Origin of the sequence: Nocardioides sp. NPDC059952 (assembly GCF_042730435.1) — a bacterium.
Taxonomy (GTDB): Bacteria; Actinomycetota; Actinomycetes; order Propionibacteriales; family Nocardioidaceae; genus Nocardioides.
Genome location: NZ_JBHWLY010000020.1, coordinates 20,583 through 34,694, shown reverse-complemented (window position 1 = coordinate 34,694; position 14,112 = coordinate 20,583). Strand labels below are relative to the sequence as shown.

The window sequence follows — 14,112 nt, the reverse complement described above, 5'->3', positions numbered from 1 at the left end:
CCCGTTTGGGTCATTTTCGCCGTCCGGGTCGGTATTGGCCCGGGCGGTCGGACACAATACGCACTGATGAGCATCTGTACCTTTCCAGCTCCGTCACTCGGTAGGGAAGTGGGCACGTGAGGTTCCAGAGGGGCCCGGTGATGGCCTACGCCGCCGTAGTGCTCATCGGCCTGCTCGTGGTCATCCAGACCCTCAGCCCGGACGTCTCCGCGCTGCACCGGGTGCCGCGTACGCTCTCGGGCCAGGCCGACTTCACCGTGATCCCTCCGGCGCCGTCTCCCGACGTCTCCGGGGTGTCGACGATTCCCAGCACCACACCCGACGCGGACCGGAAGAGCGACCGGGAGGACCCTGCCCCGCCGAAGAGCCGCGAGGACAAGAAGCCGGACAAGGCGCCGTCCGCGCCCGCCGAGCAGCCCGACGACGCGCCGCCGTCCGCGGATCCGACGACGCCCGCGGACCCCGGTGAGGATCAGGGCCACGGCAAGCCACCCAAGCTGGTTCCGTCCGTGGGGCCGATCCCGGGCATCATGGCGCCGCTGCTGTGGCCGTTCGTGGCCGAGGAGGACGCCCGCCCCGTCGACGAGGCCGTGCCGATGTTCCTGCGGCAGTTGATCGCCGCCGACGCCGGCGTCCCGGTCGAGGACCTTCCGCTCGAAGAGCCCAAGAAGGACCGGGAGTCCGACGAGGAGACAGCACAGACGAAGGAGTCCGACCCGGAGTCGACCAAGCGCGAGTCCGAGGCCGAGCAGGTCATCGAGAACGCCTGCGAGCTCACCGCCGCGATCGCCGAGGATGTGAAGACGCTGCCGGGAGCGGACGAGGCTCCCGACTCGAAGGGCACGCCCGAGTGCGATGAGGCGTGCGCTGAGCCGAAGACACCGGTAGGGTCGTCGCCCGCAGCCGAACCCGAGGCCACCACCGAATCCGCTGAGCCGTCCGTCGAAGAGACGACGGATTCACCGGAGCCGGAGGAGCCGAAGGAAGGCAGCAAGGACGACCAGACTTGTGCCGAGAAGTCGGTGCAGTAGGGATCACTCCGATGGCGACTGCACCACGCCAGAGTGACCGGCCGAGCGAGTCCCCCCGGGCGCTCGGCTGCAGTGAGGGACGAAGCAGGCCCCGGACCGCATCGCGGTCCGGGGCCTGCTCCGTCGTTCGGGCTCTGTCGGCCTGAGGCTCAGGCCTCCTCGGGGACCTCTGCCAGCTCGGCGGTGACGGAGAGCTCGGTGGCGTTCTCGTCGACGGTGAAGAAGAGGTCGCCGACGATGTTGCCGACCCGCTTGAGGTCCGGCCCGGCGGCCTCGGCGTCCTTGACCAGCTTGGCCGGGCCGGTGACCTCGGCCTTGGCCAGCGGGTGACGCATCTTCACCTTCGCGGTCGACTTAGCGCCGCGGATCCCGGTCAGGGTCGCCGCGACGGCGTCGAGCGCCGCCGGGTCGGCGGCGGCAGCGGTGCCGAGCTCGAGCTCACGCGGCCACGAGGAAGTGTGGATGGAACCGGGCTGCCACCACGACCAGACCTCCTCGGTGACGTACGGGAGGAACGGCGCCAGCAGGCGCAGCTGGACGTGGAGAGCCGTGGCCAGCGTCGCGCGCGCGGACTCGGTGGCGAGACCGCCGTCCTCGTCGTAGGCACGCTCCTTGACCAGCTCGAGGTAGTCGTCGCAGAACTCCCAGAAGAACTTCTCCGAGGTCTCCAGCGCCGTGGAGTAGTCGTAGGCGGTGAACGCGTCGGTCGCCTTGGTGATCGTCTCCTTGAGGCGGGCCATCAGGGAGCAGTCGACCGGCTGGGTGATCGCGACCGGGTTGAGGGTGGTCGCGCCGACGTTGCCGAGGACGAACTTGGAGGCGTTGAGGATCTTCATCGCCAGCCGGCGACCGACCTTCATCTGGGTCTCGTCGAACGGCGAGTCCATGCCCGGGCGGGTCAGTGCGGCACGCCAACGGACCGCGTCGGCACCGAACTTGTCGAGGATGTCGGTCGGGACGACGACGTTGCCCTTCGACTTCGACATCTTCTTGCGGTCGGGGTCGAGGATCCAGCCGGCGATCATCGCGTGGCTCCACGGGACGGTGCCGTCCTCGAGGTGGGCGCGGACGATGCGGCCGAAGAGCCAGGTGCGGATGATCTCGTGGCTCTGGGTGCACAGGTCCATCGGGTAGACCCGGCTGAACAGGTCGGGGTCGGACTCCCAGCCGCCGGCGATCTGCGGGGTCAGCGACGAGGTCGCCCAGGTGTCCATGACGTCCGGGTCGCCCTGGAAGCCGCCGGGCTTGCCGCGCTGCGCCTCCTCGTAGCCGGCCGGGGCATCCGTGGACGGGTCGATCGGCAGCTGGTCCTCGCTCGGCAGCAGCGGCTTGTCGTAGTCGGGGTTGCCCTCGGCGTCGAGTGCGTACCAGACCGGGAAGGGGATGCCGAAGAAGCGCTGGCGGGAGATCAGCCAGTCGCCGTTGAGGCCGCCGACCCAGTTGTCGTAGCGGTGACGCATGTGCTCGGGCAGCCAGGTCAGCTCGCCGCCACGGGCCAGCAGCTTCTCGCGCAGCTCGGGGTTGCGGCCACCGTTGGTGATGTACCACTGGCGGCTGGCGACGATCTCGAGCGGCTTGTCGCCGCGCTCGTAGAAGTTGGCCATCCGCTGGGTCTTCTTCGGCTCGCCGTCGAGGTCGCCGGACTCGCGGATCATCTCGACGACGGCCTCGCGGGCCGAGTGGACGGTCTTGCCCTTCAGGTCCTCGTACGCAGCGATCCCGGCCTCGGTGGTGATCCACTCCGGGGTCTCGCGGGAGAAACGGCCGTCGCGGCCGATCAGGGCACGGGCGGGGAGGTTGAGCTCACGCCACCACTGGACGTCGGTGAGGTCGCCCCAGGTGCAGGACATCGCGATGCCGGCGCCCTTGTCCATCTCCGCGGCCTCGTGGGCCAGGACCGGGATCTCGACCCCGAAGATCGGGCTGGAGACGGTGCTCCCGAAGAGGTGCTTGTAACGGTCGTCGTCGGGGTGCGCGATCAGCGCGACGACGCTCGGGATCAGCTCGGGACGGGTGGTCTCGATGTGGATCTTCGTGCCGTCAGGAGCGTGGAACGCGACCCGGTGGAAGAAGCCGGGGTAGTCCTTGGCCTCGAGCTCGGCCTGGGCGACGGCGGTCTGGAAGGTGACGTCCCACAGGGTCGGCGCCTCCTGCAGGTAGGCCTCGCCGCGGGCCAGGTTGCGCAGGAACGCCCTCTGCGAGGCGGTCTGGGAGACCTTGCCGATCGTCGTGTACTGCTGGTCCCAGTCGAAGGAAAGACCCAGCGTGCGCCACAGGTCCTCGAAGACCTTCTCGTCCTCGACGACCAGCTGGTTGCACAGCTCGACGAAGTTGGGCCGGCTGATCGAGATCTGGCGCTTCGGGTCCGGCTTCTCCGGCGGGGTGAAGTCGGGGTCGTACGGCAGGCTCGGGTCGCAACGGACGCCGAAGTAGTTCTGGACCCTTCGCTCCGTGGGGAGACCGTTGTCGTCCCAGCCGATCGGGTAGAAGACCGACTTGCCGTTCATCCGCTGGAAGCGGGCGACCAGGTCGGGGTGGGTGTAGGAGAAGACGTGGCCGACGTGCAGGCTGCCGGAGACGGTCGGCGGCGGGGTGTCGATCGAGTAGACGTTCTCGCGCGGCTGGGTGCGGTCGAAGGCGTAGGTCTTCTCGTTCTTCCAATGCTCGGCCCACTTGGCCTCCAGGCCCTCGAGGACCGGCTTGTCCGGTACGGCGACTACGCGCTGCTCAGCGGGCGTAGTCGTCTCCGGTGCGGTCTGCGTGGGCGTGGTCTCAGTCATGGGACCAAATCCTATGGGCGCGCGGTGGTTGGCGCGAAACCGGTTGAGACCGGCGTTGCGCACTCGCCATGCTTCGGTCATGGGCACCATCGACTTCTTCACCGACCCAGCCGAGTTCCTCGCCGTCGCGAAGGACTATCTCGCCGCGGAGCCGGTGACCGCCAACGTGGTCGCCACCAACGCGGAGAAGGCGACCCGGGTGGAGCAGAAGGGGCCGTATCGCTGGTTCGCGGTCGCCCGCGACGGTGACCGCGTCGTGGGGGCGGCGATGCGGACGGCCGACTTCGAGCCCTACCCCCTCTACGTCTGCCCGATGCCCGAGCCGGCGGCGCTCGAGCTGGCGCGGGCGCTGCACGCGAGGGGCGAGTACGCGGGTGGGGCCAACGGCGCACTCCCGGCGGCCCGGACGGTGGCCGAGGAGACCGCGGGGCTCGCGGGCGGGCGGGTGAGCGTCGCGATGGCGTCGCGCCTGCACGAGCTCGGCGCGCTGGTGATCCCGTCCGGCGTGCCCGGGCACGCCCGCCCGGCGACGTACGACGACCTCGAGCTGTGCCGGGAGTGGCTGGCCGACTTCGGGCACGCGGCCCGGGAGCAGTCCTCGAACAAGGCCTACGCCCACGAGCACGCTGCCGTCGGCGAGGACGAGGTACGGCGCCGGATCGAGGAGTTCCTGCTGCTGTGGGAGGTCGACGGTGAGGTCGTGTCCCTGTGTGGCGCGACCCTGCCGGCCCACGGCGTCGTCCGGATCGCGCCGGTCTACACGCCGAAGGAGCAGCGGGGTCACGGCTACGGCACCGCGGTCACCGCCGAGGCCTCCCGCCTTCTCGGTGCCGATGGCACTCGGCTGTGTCTGTTCACCGACGCCGACAACCCCGTCTCCAACCACGTCTACGCCAAGATCGGCTACCGCCCCGTCGTCGACATGGCCAACCACACGCTCGTCCCCTGACCCACCGACTCGGGGTCAGTCGACGGTGAAGCGGCGGCCGAGGTAGTGGTCGACGGCGGGCCAGATGTGGCCTTCGGCCTCGGCGGCGTCGGTCCAGCGCAGGGACCAGCCCTGCCCGGCGGCGGTGGTGATGTCGGCGGAGCGGCGGCCGCTGCTGCTCTGCTTGAGGTGGAGGGCGCGGATCTGGTCCCAGGGGACGTAGGCGGCGTTGGCGGTGGCGGCCAGCTCGGCCGGTGACCTGTCCAGGGCGCGCTGGATCAGCTTGCGGCCGGGGGAGCCGGCGGTCACCGAAGCCAGGCCGGTGGCGAGGCGGTCAGAGCCGGAGGGCTTGAGCAGCATGAGGCCGGCGTCGGTGACCAGCAGCGTACGGAAGCCGTCGCCGGAGATCGGCGCGAGAGCGCCGATGTAGCCGTCGGGCTGCGTCGGCGACGGTGGCTCGGGGTCGGCCTCCGGAGCGACCGTGGCGTCGAGCTGATGCACCCACGCGCGCAGGGCGGCGGCGTAGCCGGGGGAGCCCAGCGCCTCGTAGGCGAGGTCCTCGGGGTCGACCTCCTGGCCGGCGATGTCGACCAGTCGCCACGGGCCGGCCCAGCTGAGCTCGTAGCGGGCCTTGTCCTCGCCGACCAGCTCATGGGCGATGGCAGCGCCGAGAAGCCGGGCGATGACCTTCCGTTTCGCCTCGCCGGCCTGCTCGGGAGTGGTCTCGACCTCGACGAGGTCCAGGAGCGCGTCGAGGTTGCCAGCGGCGATCAGGTCGAGGGCGCCGCGGACCGTGGCCGGCAGGACCTGGTTCTCCTGCATCGCGTTCAGGAGGGCCTCGGCGTTGACCGCCGCGGCGCGGGCGCCGGCGACGGTGACGATCTCGGCCATCGGAGCCGGGGTCAGACCGGAGCCGGCGAACGTCTTGTCCTCGAGGGCGAGGAAGTTCTGAGACGGGTAGCGCAGGATGCTGGCGGCGTTGCCGGACTTGTCCGCCTCATCCACGGGGGCCATCGCCTCCAGCCGCTCGATCCGCTCGGACAGCGGCGGGTGCGAGTCGTAGGCCGACGTCTTCGCCTCCGGCGGCGCCGCGCTGATCCTGGCGAGCTCCTCGAGCCGCTCGGGGTCGCTCATCAGGTTCGTGAAGTTGTCGAAGAAGCGGGTGGGCCGCAGGCCGTAGTGGGTGCCGGCCTCGACGTACTGCTCCAGGTAGATGCGCCAGGCGGCGTCGAGCGCGGGGAGGGTGCGCAGCGCGATCGCGGCGGTCCGCGGGCCGGCGACCTCCGCACTGAGCCTGTCGGCGTCGATCTCATGGGCGTGCGCGATGGGGCCGGTGAGGGAGAAGAAGAACCGGGCGTACGTCCGGAACGGTCGCTTCGTCAGCGGGTTGGAGAGGCCGGCGGCAATCTCGGCGATCGCCAGGCGGCTGCGGTGGATGAGGGCGCCGAGCCGGGTCTGAGTGGTGCTGTGGTGACCGAGCTCGTGGGCGAGCACCGCGTGGAGCTGGTTGCGGGAGAGGCCCTGGAGGAGAGGTACGCCGAGGAACATCCGTCGGGTGCCGGTCCGGAGGCCGAGGAGGCTGGTCTCCTCACTGACCGCCGCGTTGGCGTCCGGCACCAGCCGGATCTCGTCGGGCGCACGGGTCCCCACGGCGGCGGCCAGCTGGCGCACCTCCGCCCACAGTCCCGGCTGATCCTGCTCGGTGAGGACGAGGCCGCCGGGATCCTTGGGGGCCCGCGGACGGCGTCGCGGGGCCACCTGCCGGCCGACGAGCGCGAGGGCAGCCAGGACGTAGGCGACGGCCAGGAGCGAGACCGCGAGAGCAGCCCGGAGCGTACGCATGAATGGTGGACCTTGGTGGGGGATGGGGTGTCAGTCCGAGATGAGGGGGAGGGTAGCCGGTCCGGCGATTCGCTGGGAAGGGACCACGCCTTAGACTCGGGCTGATGAGTGAGACTCCCGCGCCGCGCCTGGCGGCCACGATCGAGGAGGTCTGGGAAGCGCTGCAGTCGCGCTGGCCCGAGACCCGTCTCGAGCCCTCCCTGGATCGGATCCGCGCCCTGCTCGAGATTCTCGGTGATCCGCAGGACGCGTTCCGGATCATCCAGCTGACCGGCACCAACGGCAAGACCTCCACCTCCCGGATGATCGACACGCTGCTGCGGTCCTTGGATCTGCGGGTCGGGAGGTTCACCTCGCCGCACGTCGAGCGGATCAACGAGCGGATCTCGGTCGACGGTGCGCCGTTGGACGACGACGAGTTCGTGGCCGCGTTCAACGACGTCGCCCACTACCTCAGCATGGTCGACGACGACCAGCCGCACCCGCTGTCGTTCTTCGAGACGATCGTCGGGATGGCGTACGCCAAGTTCGCCGAGGCGCCGGTCGACGTGGCCGTCGTCGAGGTGGGCCTGGGTGGCGGCTGGGACGCGACCAACGTCGCGGACGCCGATGTTGCCGTGGTGACCCCGATCGCGGTCGACCACGCGAAATACCTCGGTGACAACCCGGTCGCCATCGCCCGCGAGAAGGCCGGGATCATCAAGCCCGGTGCGATCGCTGTCATCGCCGAGCAGTCCGTCGACGTCGCCGCCGTGCTGGACCAGCACGCCGCCGAGGTCGGCGCCCGGCTGCTGTGGGAGGGCACCGACTTCGCGGTCGAGTCCCGCACCCCGGCGGTGGGCGGACAGATCCTCACGCTGCGCGGGATGCGGGGGACGTACGAGGATCTCTTCCTGCCGCTCTACGGTGCCCACCAGGCGCAGAACGCGGCGGCGGCGCTGGCCGCGGTCGAGGCATTCCTCGGCGAGACCGTCCTGGCCGACGAGGTCGTGCGCGACGCGTTCGCGAAGGTCGACTCGCCGGCGCGGCTGGAGATCATGCGGTCGTCTCCGACGGTCCTGCTCGATGCGGCCCACAACCCTGCCGGTGCGGAGGCGACGGTCGCCGCTCTCGAGGACTCGTTCTCGTTCTCCGGTGTCGTCGGGGTCATCGGGGTGATGGGCGACAAGGACGTCGAGGGTCTGCTCGCGGTCTTCGAGCCCGTGCTCGAGCATCTCGTCGTCACCCAGAACTCCACCGAGCGAGCCCTTCCGGCCATCGAGCTCGCCAAGATCGCCGTCGACCTCTACGGCGAGGAACGGGTCTCGGTGGTCCCGCGTCTCGCCGACGCCATCGACGCCGCGATCGGCCTCTCGGAGTCCTCCGGCGGCGGCTCGATCTCCGAGGGTGCGGTGCTGGTGACGGGCTCCGTGGTGACCGCCGGAGAGGCGCGTACGCTGCTGGGCTCCCGCGGCCCGGCCGCCCGGTCGGCTGCGACCGCCCGGGTCGTACCGACCGCCGACCCCGAGCTGGACGCCTATCTGGAGGCGGACGCAGATGGCGAGTGAGCGGGAGAAGTCGCCGCGGCGCGGGATGTGCGCCGCGATCATCTCGATGGAGGGACTCGCGGTAGCGCTGGCCGCACCCGTGATGATCTCGATCGGCGGGGTCTCCGCCGGGCTGGCGCTGCCGCTGGGCCTCGGGTTCTTCGTGGCCTGCATCGTGGTGGCCGGCATGCTGCGCCGCCCGTGGGCCTACTGGGTCGGCTGGGCGCTGCAGGTCGTGGCTATCGGGATGGGCTTCCTGATCCCGATCATGTTCGTCGTCGGCGCGATCTTCGCGGTCCTGTGGGGCATGGCCGACATCCTCGGTCGCAAGATCGAGAGCGAGCGTGCCGCGGCTTTCGAGGCGTTCGACCGGATCACCACCGAGGAAGAGGCCGAGGAAGAGGCCGGGACTGAGGCCGAGCCCAGGTAGGGTTGGCTGCCGTGGAGGAGCACGACGAGCTGCAGATGGCGACGGACGACGAAGCGGCCACCGACTGGGCACTGTGCCCGGCGTGCGGCAACGCGCTGGTGCTGCGGCGGCCGCGGACGCGCACGGCCCACTACGCGCACAAGGCAGGGGAGTCGTGCCGGCTCGTCGGCGCCCAGCTGCGGCGGACCAGCTCCGGGTGGGCCGTCGGCGGAGGCGAGGACGACCCGGACAGCCTCGAGAACCTCTTCGACCTCATCGAGGACGACGCGCCAGGACGCTCCGGCTAAGGGGCGAGGGCGCCGGTGACCGCGGCGAGCGCTTGATCCAGCTCGGTGTCGGTGACGCCGCCGAACCCGATCACCAGCCCGGTCAGGCCGCTGGTGCGGGCGTAGGTGGAGAGCAGGTTGATCTCGAAGCCGGCGGCTCGGGCGGCGTCGCGGGCTCGGCGCGCGTCCGCCTCGGGCAGCAGCCAGGTGGAGTACATCCCGGCGAGCGGGCCGGCGAGCGTGGCGTACAGGCTCATCGCCTCGGCCACCTTCGGGGCACGCTCGGCGTAGACGCGGCGGGCGGAGCGTACGGCCCTGTCGAGCCAGCCGTCGCGAAGCAGCGTCAGGAGCGCGCGCTGCGAGGGCCAGGCGGCGCCGGCGTGGGTGATCGTGCGGCGGCGCAGGATCAGCTCGTGCAGGTCGGGCGGTGCGACCAGCCAGCCCAGGCGCAGCGTCGGAACCACCGACTTCGCCGCAGTGCCGAGATAGACCACCCGGCCGCGGTCCAGCCTGGCCATCGCGGGCACCGGCGCGACGTCGTAGCGGAACTCCGAGTCGTAGTCGTCCTCGATCACGACGGCGTCCGCCCGCCTGGCCGCCTCGAGGAGTGCCAGCCGGTCGGCCGCCGGCATGACGCGCCCGAGCGGGTGCTGATGCGCCGGAGTGACGTACGCCGCGACGGCAGGCCCCAGGTCGGTGACCCTCTCCACGGCCGGCAGGTCGATGACCTCACGTCCGTAGGTGAGCACCGTCTCGGCCGCCGCCCGGTATCCCGGGTCCTCCACCGCCACCGGCCCTCGGCGCAGCTCGGGGAGGAGCGCGCGGAGCCCGTCGGTGGTGCCCGCGGTCACGATGATCTCGTCCGGATGGAGGTCGAGGCCGCGGGTGCGTCCGAGCCTCGCCGCCAGCGCCTCGCGCAGCTCGAGCAGTCCCCGGGGGTCGTCATAGCCACGCGGGGGAGCGGCCACCGAGACCTCCCGCCACGCCCGCCGCCACCCCGGCTCCAGCCGCGGGTCGAAGAACGGTGTGCCCGTGTCCAGCCGAGGAGTCAGGCGCGTCGGCCGAGGTGTCGGTTGCGTCGGCCGAGGTGTCGGTTGCGTCGGCCGAGACGTCACGCCGGTCGGGTGGGTCGTGGTGACGTACGTCCCGGACCCGCGGCGCGCCTCGAGCCATCCCTCGGCGGTGAGCTGGTCGTAGGCCTGCTCGGTCACCGCGCGCGAGACGCCCAGATCGGCGGCGAGCGCGCGGCTCGAGGGCAGCCGGTCGCCGGTCCCGAGCGTGCCGGCCAGCACCAGGGTGCGGACCTGCCCGGCGAGCTGGGCGGGTAGCGGCTCGGCGGAGGTACGGTCGAGGGTCACGGGGAGCATTGTTCGAATGGCCTGTCGGAGTGGGCGGGAATTGGCTCGTGCATGCAGGCCACTTCGCTATCAAGATGGTGCCATGAGCACGATGTTGTCACCCACCTCACGCACCCGGGTCAGCCGCGGGAAGAACCGCGCCGTCCCCGACCGCGAGCGCCTCCACACCTTCCTCGGCGAGGCGCTCATCGCCCACCTGGGCGTCACCGTCGGGTCGGGCGAGGACGCCCACCCGGTCGTCCTGCCCACCGCGTACGGCTTCGATCTCGACGGCCCGGACGCGGGCGGGTCGCTCTACCTGCACGGCTCGGTGGCTGCCGGGTGGCTCGCGCGGGCGTTGGAGCGCGACGTGTGCGTCACGATCACCGAGCTCGACGGCCTGGTCGCGGCGCGGAGCGGGTTCCACCACTCGATGAACTACCGCTCGGCGGTGGTCATCGGCCGCGCCCGCCTGGTCGAGGACCCGGACGAGCGCGAACGCGCCCTCACGCTGGTCGTCGACCAGATGATCCCCGGCCGCTGGGAGACCCTGCGTCCGGCGACCCGCAAGGAGCTCGCCGCGACCGCCGTACTCGCCCTCCCGCTCGCCGAGGCGTCGATGAAGGCGCGCGCCGAGGGGCCGGTCGACGACCCCGCCGACATCGACTCCGGCACCTGGGCCGGGGTGATCCCGATCCACCGCGTCGCCGGCGCCCCGATCACCGCCGAGGACGCGACCGGGCCGGCGCCGGAGGATGTCGTACGCCGCGCCGCGGGGCTGAACCTTCGTCAAGGTATGTAGCCGAAGGCTCACATCCCGCGCGGAGGTCCGCTAGGGATGTGAGCCTTGACCTGCATACCTTGACGAAGGAACCGTCTGGCTCAGCTGAGCCCGGCGCGCCGCAGCGCGTCGGCCATGGCGCCGTTGGCGGGCGCCGGGCGGTTGCTCTGTCCGCCGCGGCCGCCACCCTTCGAGCCGCCCTTGGGCCCGCCCTTGCCCTGGCTGCCACGCTGACCACCGGGGCGCCCAGGGCGGCCACCGGACTCGCCCTTGGCGGGCGCGGCGGAAGGCGAGTCGTCGTTGAGCCGGAGCGTGAGCGAGATCCGCTTGCGGGCCTCGTCGACCTCCAGGACCTTGACGCGCACCACGTCGCCGGAGCGGACCACGTCGCGCGGGTCCTCGACGAACTTGTCCGACATCGCGGAGATGTGGACCAGGCCGTCCTGGTGGACCCCGATGTCGACGAAGGCGCCGAAGGCGGCCACGTTGGTGACGGTGCCCTCCAGGACCATGCCGGGACGTAGGTCGGCGATCACGTGCACTGACTCGGAGAAGGTCGCGGTTCGGAACTCCGGACGCGGGTCGCGGCCGGGCTTCTCGAGCTCGGAGAGGATGTCGGTGACCGTCGGCAGACCGAACTTCTCGTCGACGAACTCCGACGGTTTCAGCGACTTCAGCGTCGAGGCGTTGCCGATCAGCGAACCGATGTCCGCGGACGCCTTGTCCAGGATGCGGTTGACCACCGGATAGGCCTCGGGGTGGACGCCGGACATGTCGAGCGGGTCGTCGCCGCCACGGATCCGGAGGAACCCGGCCGCCTGCTCGAACGCCTTCGGGCCGAGCCGCGCCACCTTGGTGAGCTCGCGGCGGGTCCGGAACGGGCCGTTGGCGTCCCGGTGCGCGACGATCGCCGAGGCGAGCGACTCGGTGATCCCCGAGACCCGGCGCAGCAGGGGAGCCGAGGCGGTGTTGAGGTCGACGCCGACGCCGTTCACGCAGTCCTCGACGACCGCGTCCAAGGACTTGGACAGACCGTATTCGGGCAGGTCGTGCTGGTACTGCCCGACGCCGATCGACTTCGGCTCGATCTTGACCAGCTCGGCCAGCGGGTCCTGAAGACGGCGCGCGATCGACACCGCTCCACGCAGCGAGACGTCGAGCTCCGGAAGCTCGGAGGAGGCATACGCCGAAGCGGAGTAGACCGAGGCGCCCGCCTCGGAGACCATCACCTTGGTCATCTTCAGGTCCGGCAGCAGCTTCAGCAGGTCGGCGGCGAGCTTGTCGGTCTCGCGCGAGGCGGTGCCGTTGCCGATCGCGATCAGGTCGACGGAGTGCTTCTTCGCCAGCTTCGCCAGGGTCGCCAGCGATCCGTCCCAGTCACGCCGCGGCTCGTGCGGGTAGACCGTCGAGGTGTCGACGACCTTCCCGGTGGCGTCCACGACGGCCACCTTCACGCCCGTCCGGATGCCGGGGTCCAGGCCCATCGTCGCCCGCGTGCCGGCCGGCGCGGCCAGCAGCAGGTCGCGCAGGTTGTCGGCGAAGACCGCGATCGCGGCCTCCTCGGCAGCGGTGCGGATCCGGGTGCGCATGTCGAGCTCGAGGCGGAAGAGGATCCGCGTACGCCACGCCCACCGCACCGTCTCGGCCAGCCACTTGTCTGCCGGACGGCCGGAGTCAGCGATCGCGAAACGAGCGGCGATCGAGCGCTCGTAGTCGGTGACGACCCCAGCCTCCGGCTCCTCGGCGTAAGGGGAGAGGGTGACGTCGAGCACCTCCTCCTTCTCCGCGCGCAGGACGGCCAGGGTGCGGTGCGACGGCAGCGACGCGTACGCCTCGGAGAACTCGAAGTAGTCGGAGAACTTCGCCGCCGCCGGGTCGTTCTCGCGGCCCTCGCGGACGCGGGTCACCAGGCGGCCCTGCTTCCACATCCGCTCGCGCAGCGTGCCGATCAGGTCGGCGTCCTCGCCGAACCGCTCGACCAGGATCGCGCGGGCGCCGTCGAGCGCGGCCTTCGTGTCGGCCACGTTCTCCCCGAGGAAACCCTCGGCGAGAACGACCGGGTCCTGGGACGGGTCGGCCATCAGCCCGTCGGCCAGCGGCTCGAGCCCGTTCTCGCGGGCGATCATCGCCTTCGTGCGCCGCTTCGGCTTGAACGGCAGGTAGATGTCCTCCAGCCGCGCCTTGGTGTCGGCGGCGAGGATCGAGGCCTGCAGCTCGGGGGTGAGCTTGTCCTGCTTCGCGATCTCGGCGAGCACGGCCGCACGCCGCTCCTCCAGGTCGCGCAGGTAGCCGAGACGCTCCTCCAACGTACGCAGCTGGGCGTCGTCGAGGCCGCCGGTCACCTCCTTGCGGTAGCGCGCGATGAACGGCACCGTCGAGCCCTCGTCGAGCAGGGCGACCGCGGCGGTCACCTGCGCCGGGCGCACCCCGAGATCTTCGGCGATGCGGGCCGGGATGGCGGCCATCGAGTCTGCGAGCGTCGGAGCTGATGGGGTTGTCGTCACGGAGCGCCATCCTGCCGCATCCCACCGACATGGTTTCAACAAGGCTGACGAGGCACGGCCGTGACCGGCCCGAACGTGCCCGGGCCGGCTCGCCCCGATACGCTCAGCCCCATGACGCAGCGCACGTTCGTGATCCTGAAGCCCGACGCCGTCCGCCGGGGCCTGGTGGGGGAGATCCTGTCCCGCTACGAGGCCAAGGGCCTCTCGATCGTGAAGCTGGAGCACCGCACCATCGACGCGGGCACGGCCGACGAGCACTACGCCGAGCACGTCGAGCAGCCGTGGTACCCGCCGCTGCGTGACTTTGTCACCTCCGGCCCGCTCGTCGCCGCGGTCCTCGAGGGCGACGAGGCGATCGAGGTCGTCCGTGCGCTCAACGGTGCCACCGACGGCCGCAAGGCCGCCCCGGGCACCATCCGCGGCGACCTGTCCCTCTCCAACCGCGAGAACCTCGTGCACGGCTCCGACTCGCCCGAGTCGGCCGATCGCGAGATCAAGCTCTGGTTCGGCGCCTGAGACGCTCGAGCAAGTGACCGCGCGAAGCGCGGATCCGCTGACCGATCGCGCCGGTGATCCACCGGCGCGATCGGTCGTTTTTGCGGTCTTTCGACGGTGTCCGAAACCAGGTATCCCCGGCTTCGGCGCCGCGGACGTACCCCGTATCGTTGCGGTTTCGGCGAGCCTCTC

Annotated in this window: 11 protein-coding genes; 7 read left to right on the top strand and 4 right to left on the bottom strand. The window is 71.0% G+C overall.

The window, feature by feature from the left end; all coding sequences use genetic code 11:
- Positions 1 to 116: 116 nt before the first annotated feature.
- Positions 117 to 1,031 carry a hypothetical protein gene (locus tag ACFV9G_RS11605; protein ID WP_378727635.1) on the top strand — a complete coding sequence of 305 codons (915 nt, stop codon included), beginning with the start codon at positions 117 to 119 and terminating at the stop codon, positions 1,029 to 1,031.
- A gap of 149 nt (positions 1,032 to 1,180) precedes the next feature.
- Here ACFV9G_RS11605 and valS read toward each other — a convergent pair whose 3' ends face one another.
- Positions 1,181 to 3,811, bottom strand: a complete 2,631-nt coding sequence (gene valS, locus ACFV9G_RS11600) for a valine--tRNA ligase (RefSeq protein WP_378727634.1) — start codon at positions 3,809 to 3,811, stop codon at positions 1,181 to 1,183.
- A gap of 79 nt (positions 3,812 to 3,890) precedes the next feature.
- Here valS and ACFV9G_RS11595 point away from each other — a divergent pair, with 79 nt between their 5' ends.
- Positions 3,891 to 4,760 carry a GNAT family N-acetyltransferase gene (locus ACFV9G_RS11595; protein ID WP_378727633.1) on the top strand — a complete coding sequence of 290 codons (870 nt, stop codon included), beginning with the start codon at positions 3,891 to 3,893 and terminating at the stop codon, positions 4,758 to 4,760.
- A 15-nt stretch (positions 4,761 to 4,775) separates the two neighbouring features.
- Here the strand turns inward: ACFV9G_RS11595 and ACFV9G_RS11590 are convergent, their stop codons facing one another.
- A complete protein-coding gene (locus ACFV9G_RS11590) occupies positions 4,776 to 6,581 on the bottom strand; it encodes a M48 family metallopeptidase (RefSeq protein WP_378727632.1) in 1,806 nt (601 codons plus the stop codon).
- Positions 6,582 to 6,685: 104 nt separating this feature from the next.
- Between ACFV9G_RS11590 and ACFV9G_RS11585 the strand changes: the two genes are divergently transcribed.
- The 3 genes from ACFV9G_RS11585 to ACFV9G_RS11575 are packed head-to-tail and all read left to right on the top strand — an operon-like array spanning position 6,686 to position 8,824.
- Entirely contained in the window at positions 6,686 to 8,128 is a 1,443-nt protein-coding gene (locus ACFV9G_RS11585) for a bifunctional folylpolyglutamate synthase/dihydrofolate synthase (protein ID WP_378727631.1), read from the top strand.
- On the top strand, positions 8,118 to 8,537 hold the full coding sequence (locus ACFV9G_RS11580; protein ID WP_378727630.1) for a DUF4233 domain-containing protein: 420 nt from the start codon (positions 8,118 to 8,120) through the stop codon (positions 8,535 to 8,537). The genes ACFV9G_RS11585 and ACFV9G_RS11580 overlap by 11 nt, the downstream gene beginning before the upstream one ends.
- An 11-nt stretch (positions 8,538 to 8,548) precedes the next feature.
- A complete protein-coding gene (locus ACFV9G_RS11575) occupies positions 8,549 to 8,824 on the top strand; it encodes a competence protein CoiA family protein (RefSeq protein ID WP_378727629.1) in 276 nt (91 codons plus the stop codon).
- Here the strand turns inward: ACFV9G_RS11575 and ACFV9G_RS11570 are convergent.
- Positions 8,821 to 10,170, bottom strand: a complete 1,350-nt coding sequence (locus ACFV9G_RS11570; protein ID WP_378727628.1) for a PLP-dependent aminotransferase family protein — start codon at positions 10,168 to 10,170, stop codon at positions 8,821 to 8,823. The two genes, ACFV9G_RS11575 and ACFV9G_RS11570, sit on opposite strands and share 4 nt — an antisense overlap.
- 73 nt (positions 10,171 to 10,243) lie before the next feature.
- Here ACFV9G_RS11570 and ACFV9G_RS11565 point away from each other — a divergent pair, with 73 nt between their 5' ends.
- Complete coding sequence (locus ACFV9G_RS11565) at positions 10,244 to 10,942, top strand: pyridoxamine 5'-phosphate oxidase family protein (protein WP_378727627.1); 699 nt, start codon at positions 10,244 to 10,246, stop codon at positions 10,940 to 10,942.
- 80 nt (positions 10,943 to 11,022) lie between these two features.
- Here the strand turns inward: ACFV9G_RS11565 and ACFV9G_RS11560 are convergent, their stop codons facing one another.
- Positions 11,023 to 13,425, bottom strand: a complete 2,403-nt coding sequence (locus ACFV9G_RS11560; protein WP_378727626.1) for a Tex family protein — start codon at positions 13,423 to 13,425, stop codon at positions 11,023 to 11,025.
- 111 nt (positions 13,426 to 13,536) lie between these two features.
- Here ACFV9G_RS11560 and ndk point away from each other — a divergent pair, with 111 nt between their 5' ends.
- Positions 13,537 to 13,941 carry a nucleoside-diphosphate kinase gene (gene ndk, locus ACFV9G_RS11555; RefSeq protein ID WP_091049296.1) on the top strand — a complete coding sequence of 135 codons (405 nt, stop codon included), beginning with the start codon at positions 13,537 to 13,539 and terminating at the stop codon, positions 13,939 to 13,941.
- Positions 13,942 to 14,112: the final 171 nt, after the last annotated feature.

What these genes read in the sequence shown, in the direction of transcription:
- valS (WP_378727634.1), bottom strand. Translation starts at nt 3,811, where the DNA reads ATGACTGAGACCACGCCCACGCAGACCGCACCGGAGACGACTACGCCC.
- ACFV9G_RS11595 (WP_378727633.1), top strand. Translation starts at nt 3,891, where the DNA reads ATGGGCACCATCGACTTCTTCACCGACCCAGCCGAGTTCCTCGCCGTC.
- ACFV9G_RS11590 (WP_378727632.1), bottom strand. Translation starts at nt 6,581, where the DNA reads ATGCGTACGCTCCGGGCTGCTCTCGCGGTCTCGCTCCTGGCCGTCGCC.
- ACFV9G_RS11585 (WP_378727631.1), top strand. Translation starts at nt 6,686, where the DNA reads ATGAGTGAGACTCCCGCGCCGCGCCTGGCGGCCACGATCGAGGAGGTC.
- ACFV9G_RS11580 (WP_378727630.1), top strand. Translation starts at nt 8,118, where the DNA reads ATGGCGAGTGAGCGGGAGAAGTCGCCGCGGCGCGGGATGTGCGCCGCG.
- ACFV9G_RS11570 (WP_378727628.1), bottom strand. Translation starts at nt 10,170, where the DNA reads ATGCTCCCCGTGACCCTCGACCGTACCTCCGCCGAGCCGCTACCCGCC.
- ACFV9G_RS11565 (WP_378727627.1), top strand. Translation starts at nt 10,244, where the DNA reads ATGAGCACGATGTTGTCACCCACCTCACGCACCCGGGTCAGCCGCGGG.
- ndk (WP_091049296.1), top strand. Translation starts at nt 13,537, where the DNA reads ATGACGCAGCGCACGTTCGTGATCCTGAAGCCCGACGCCGTCCGCCGG.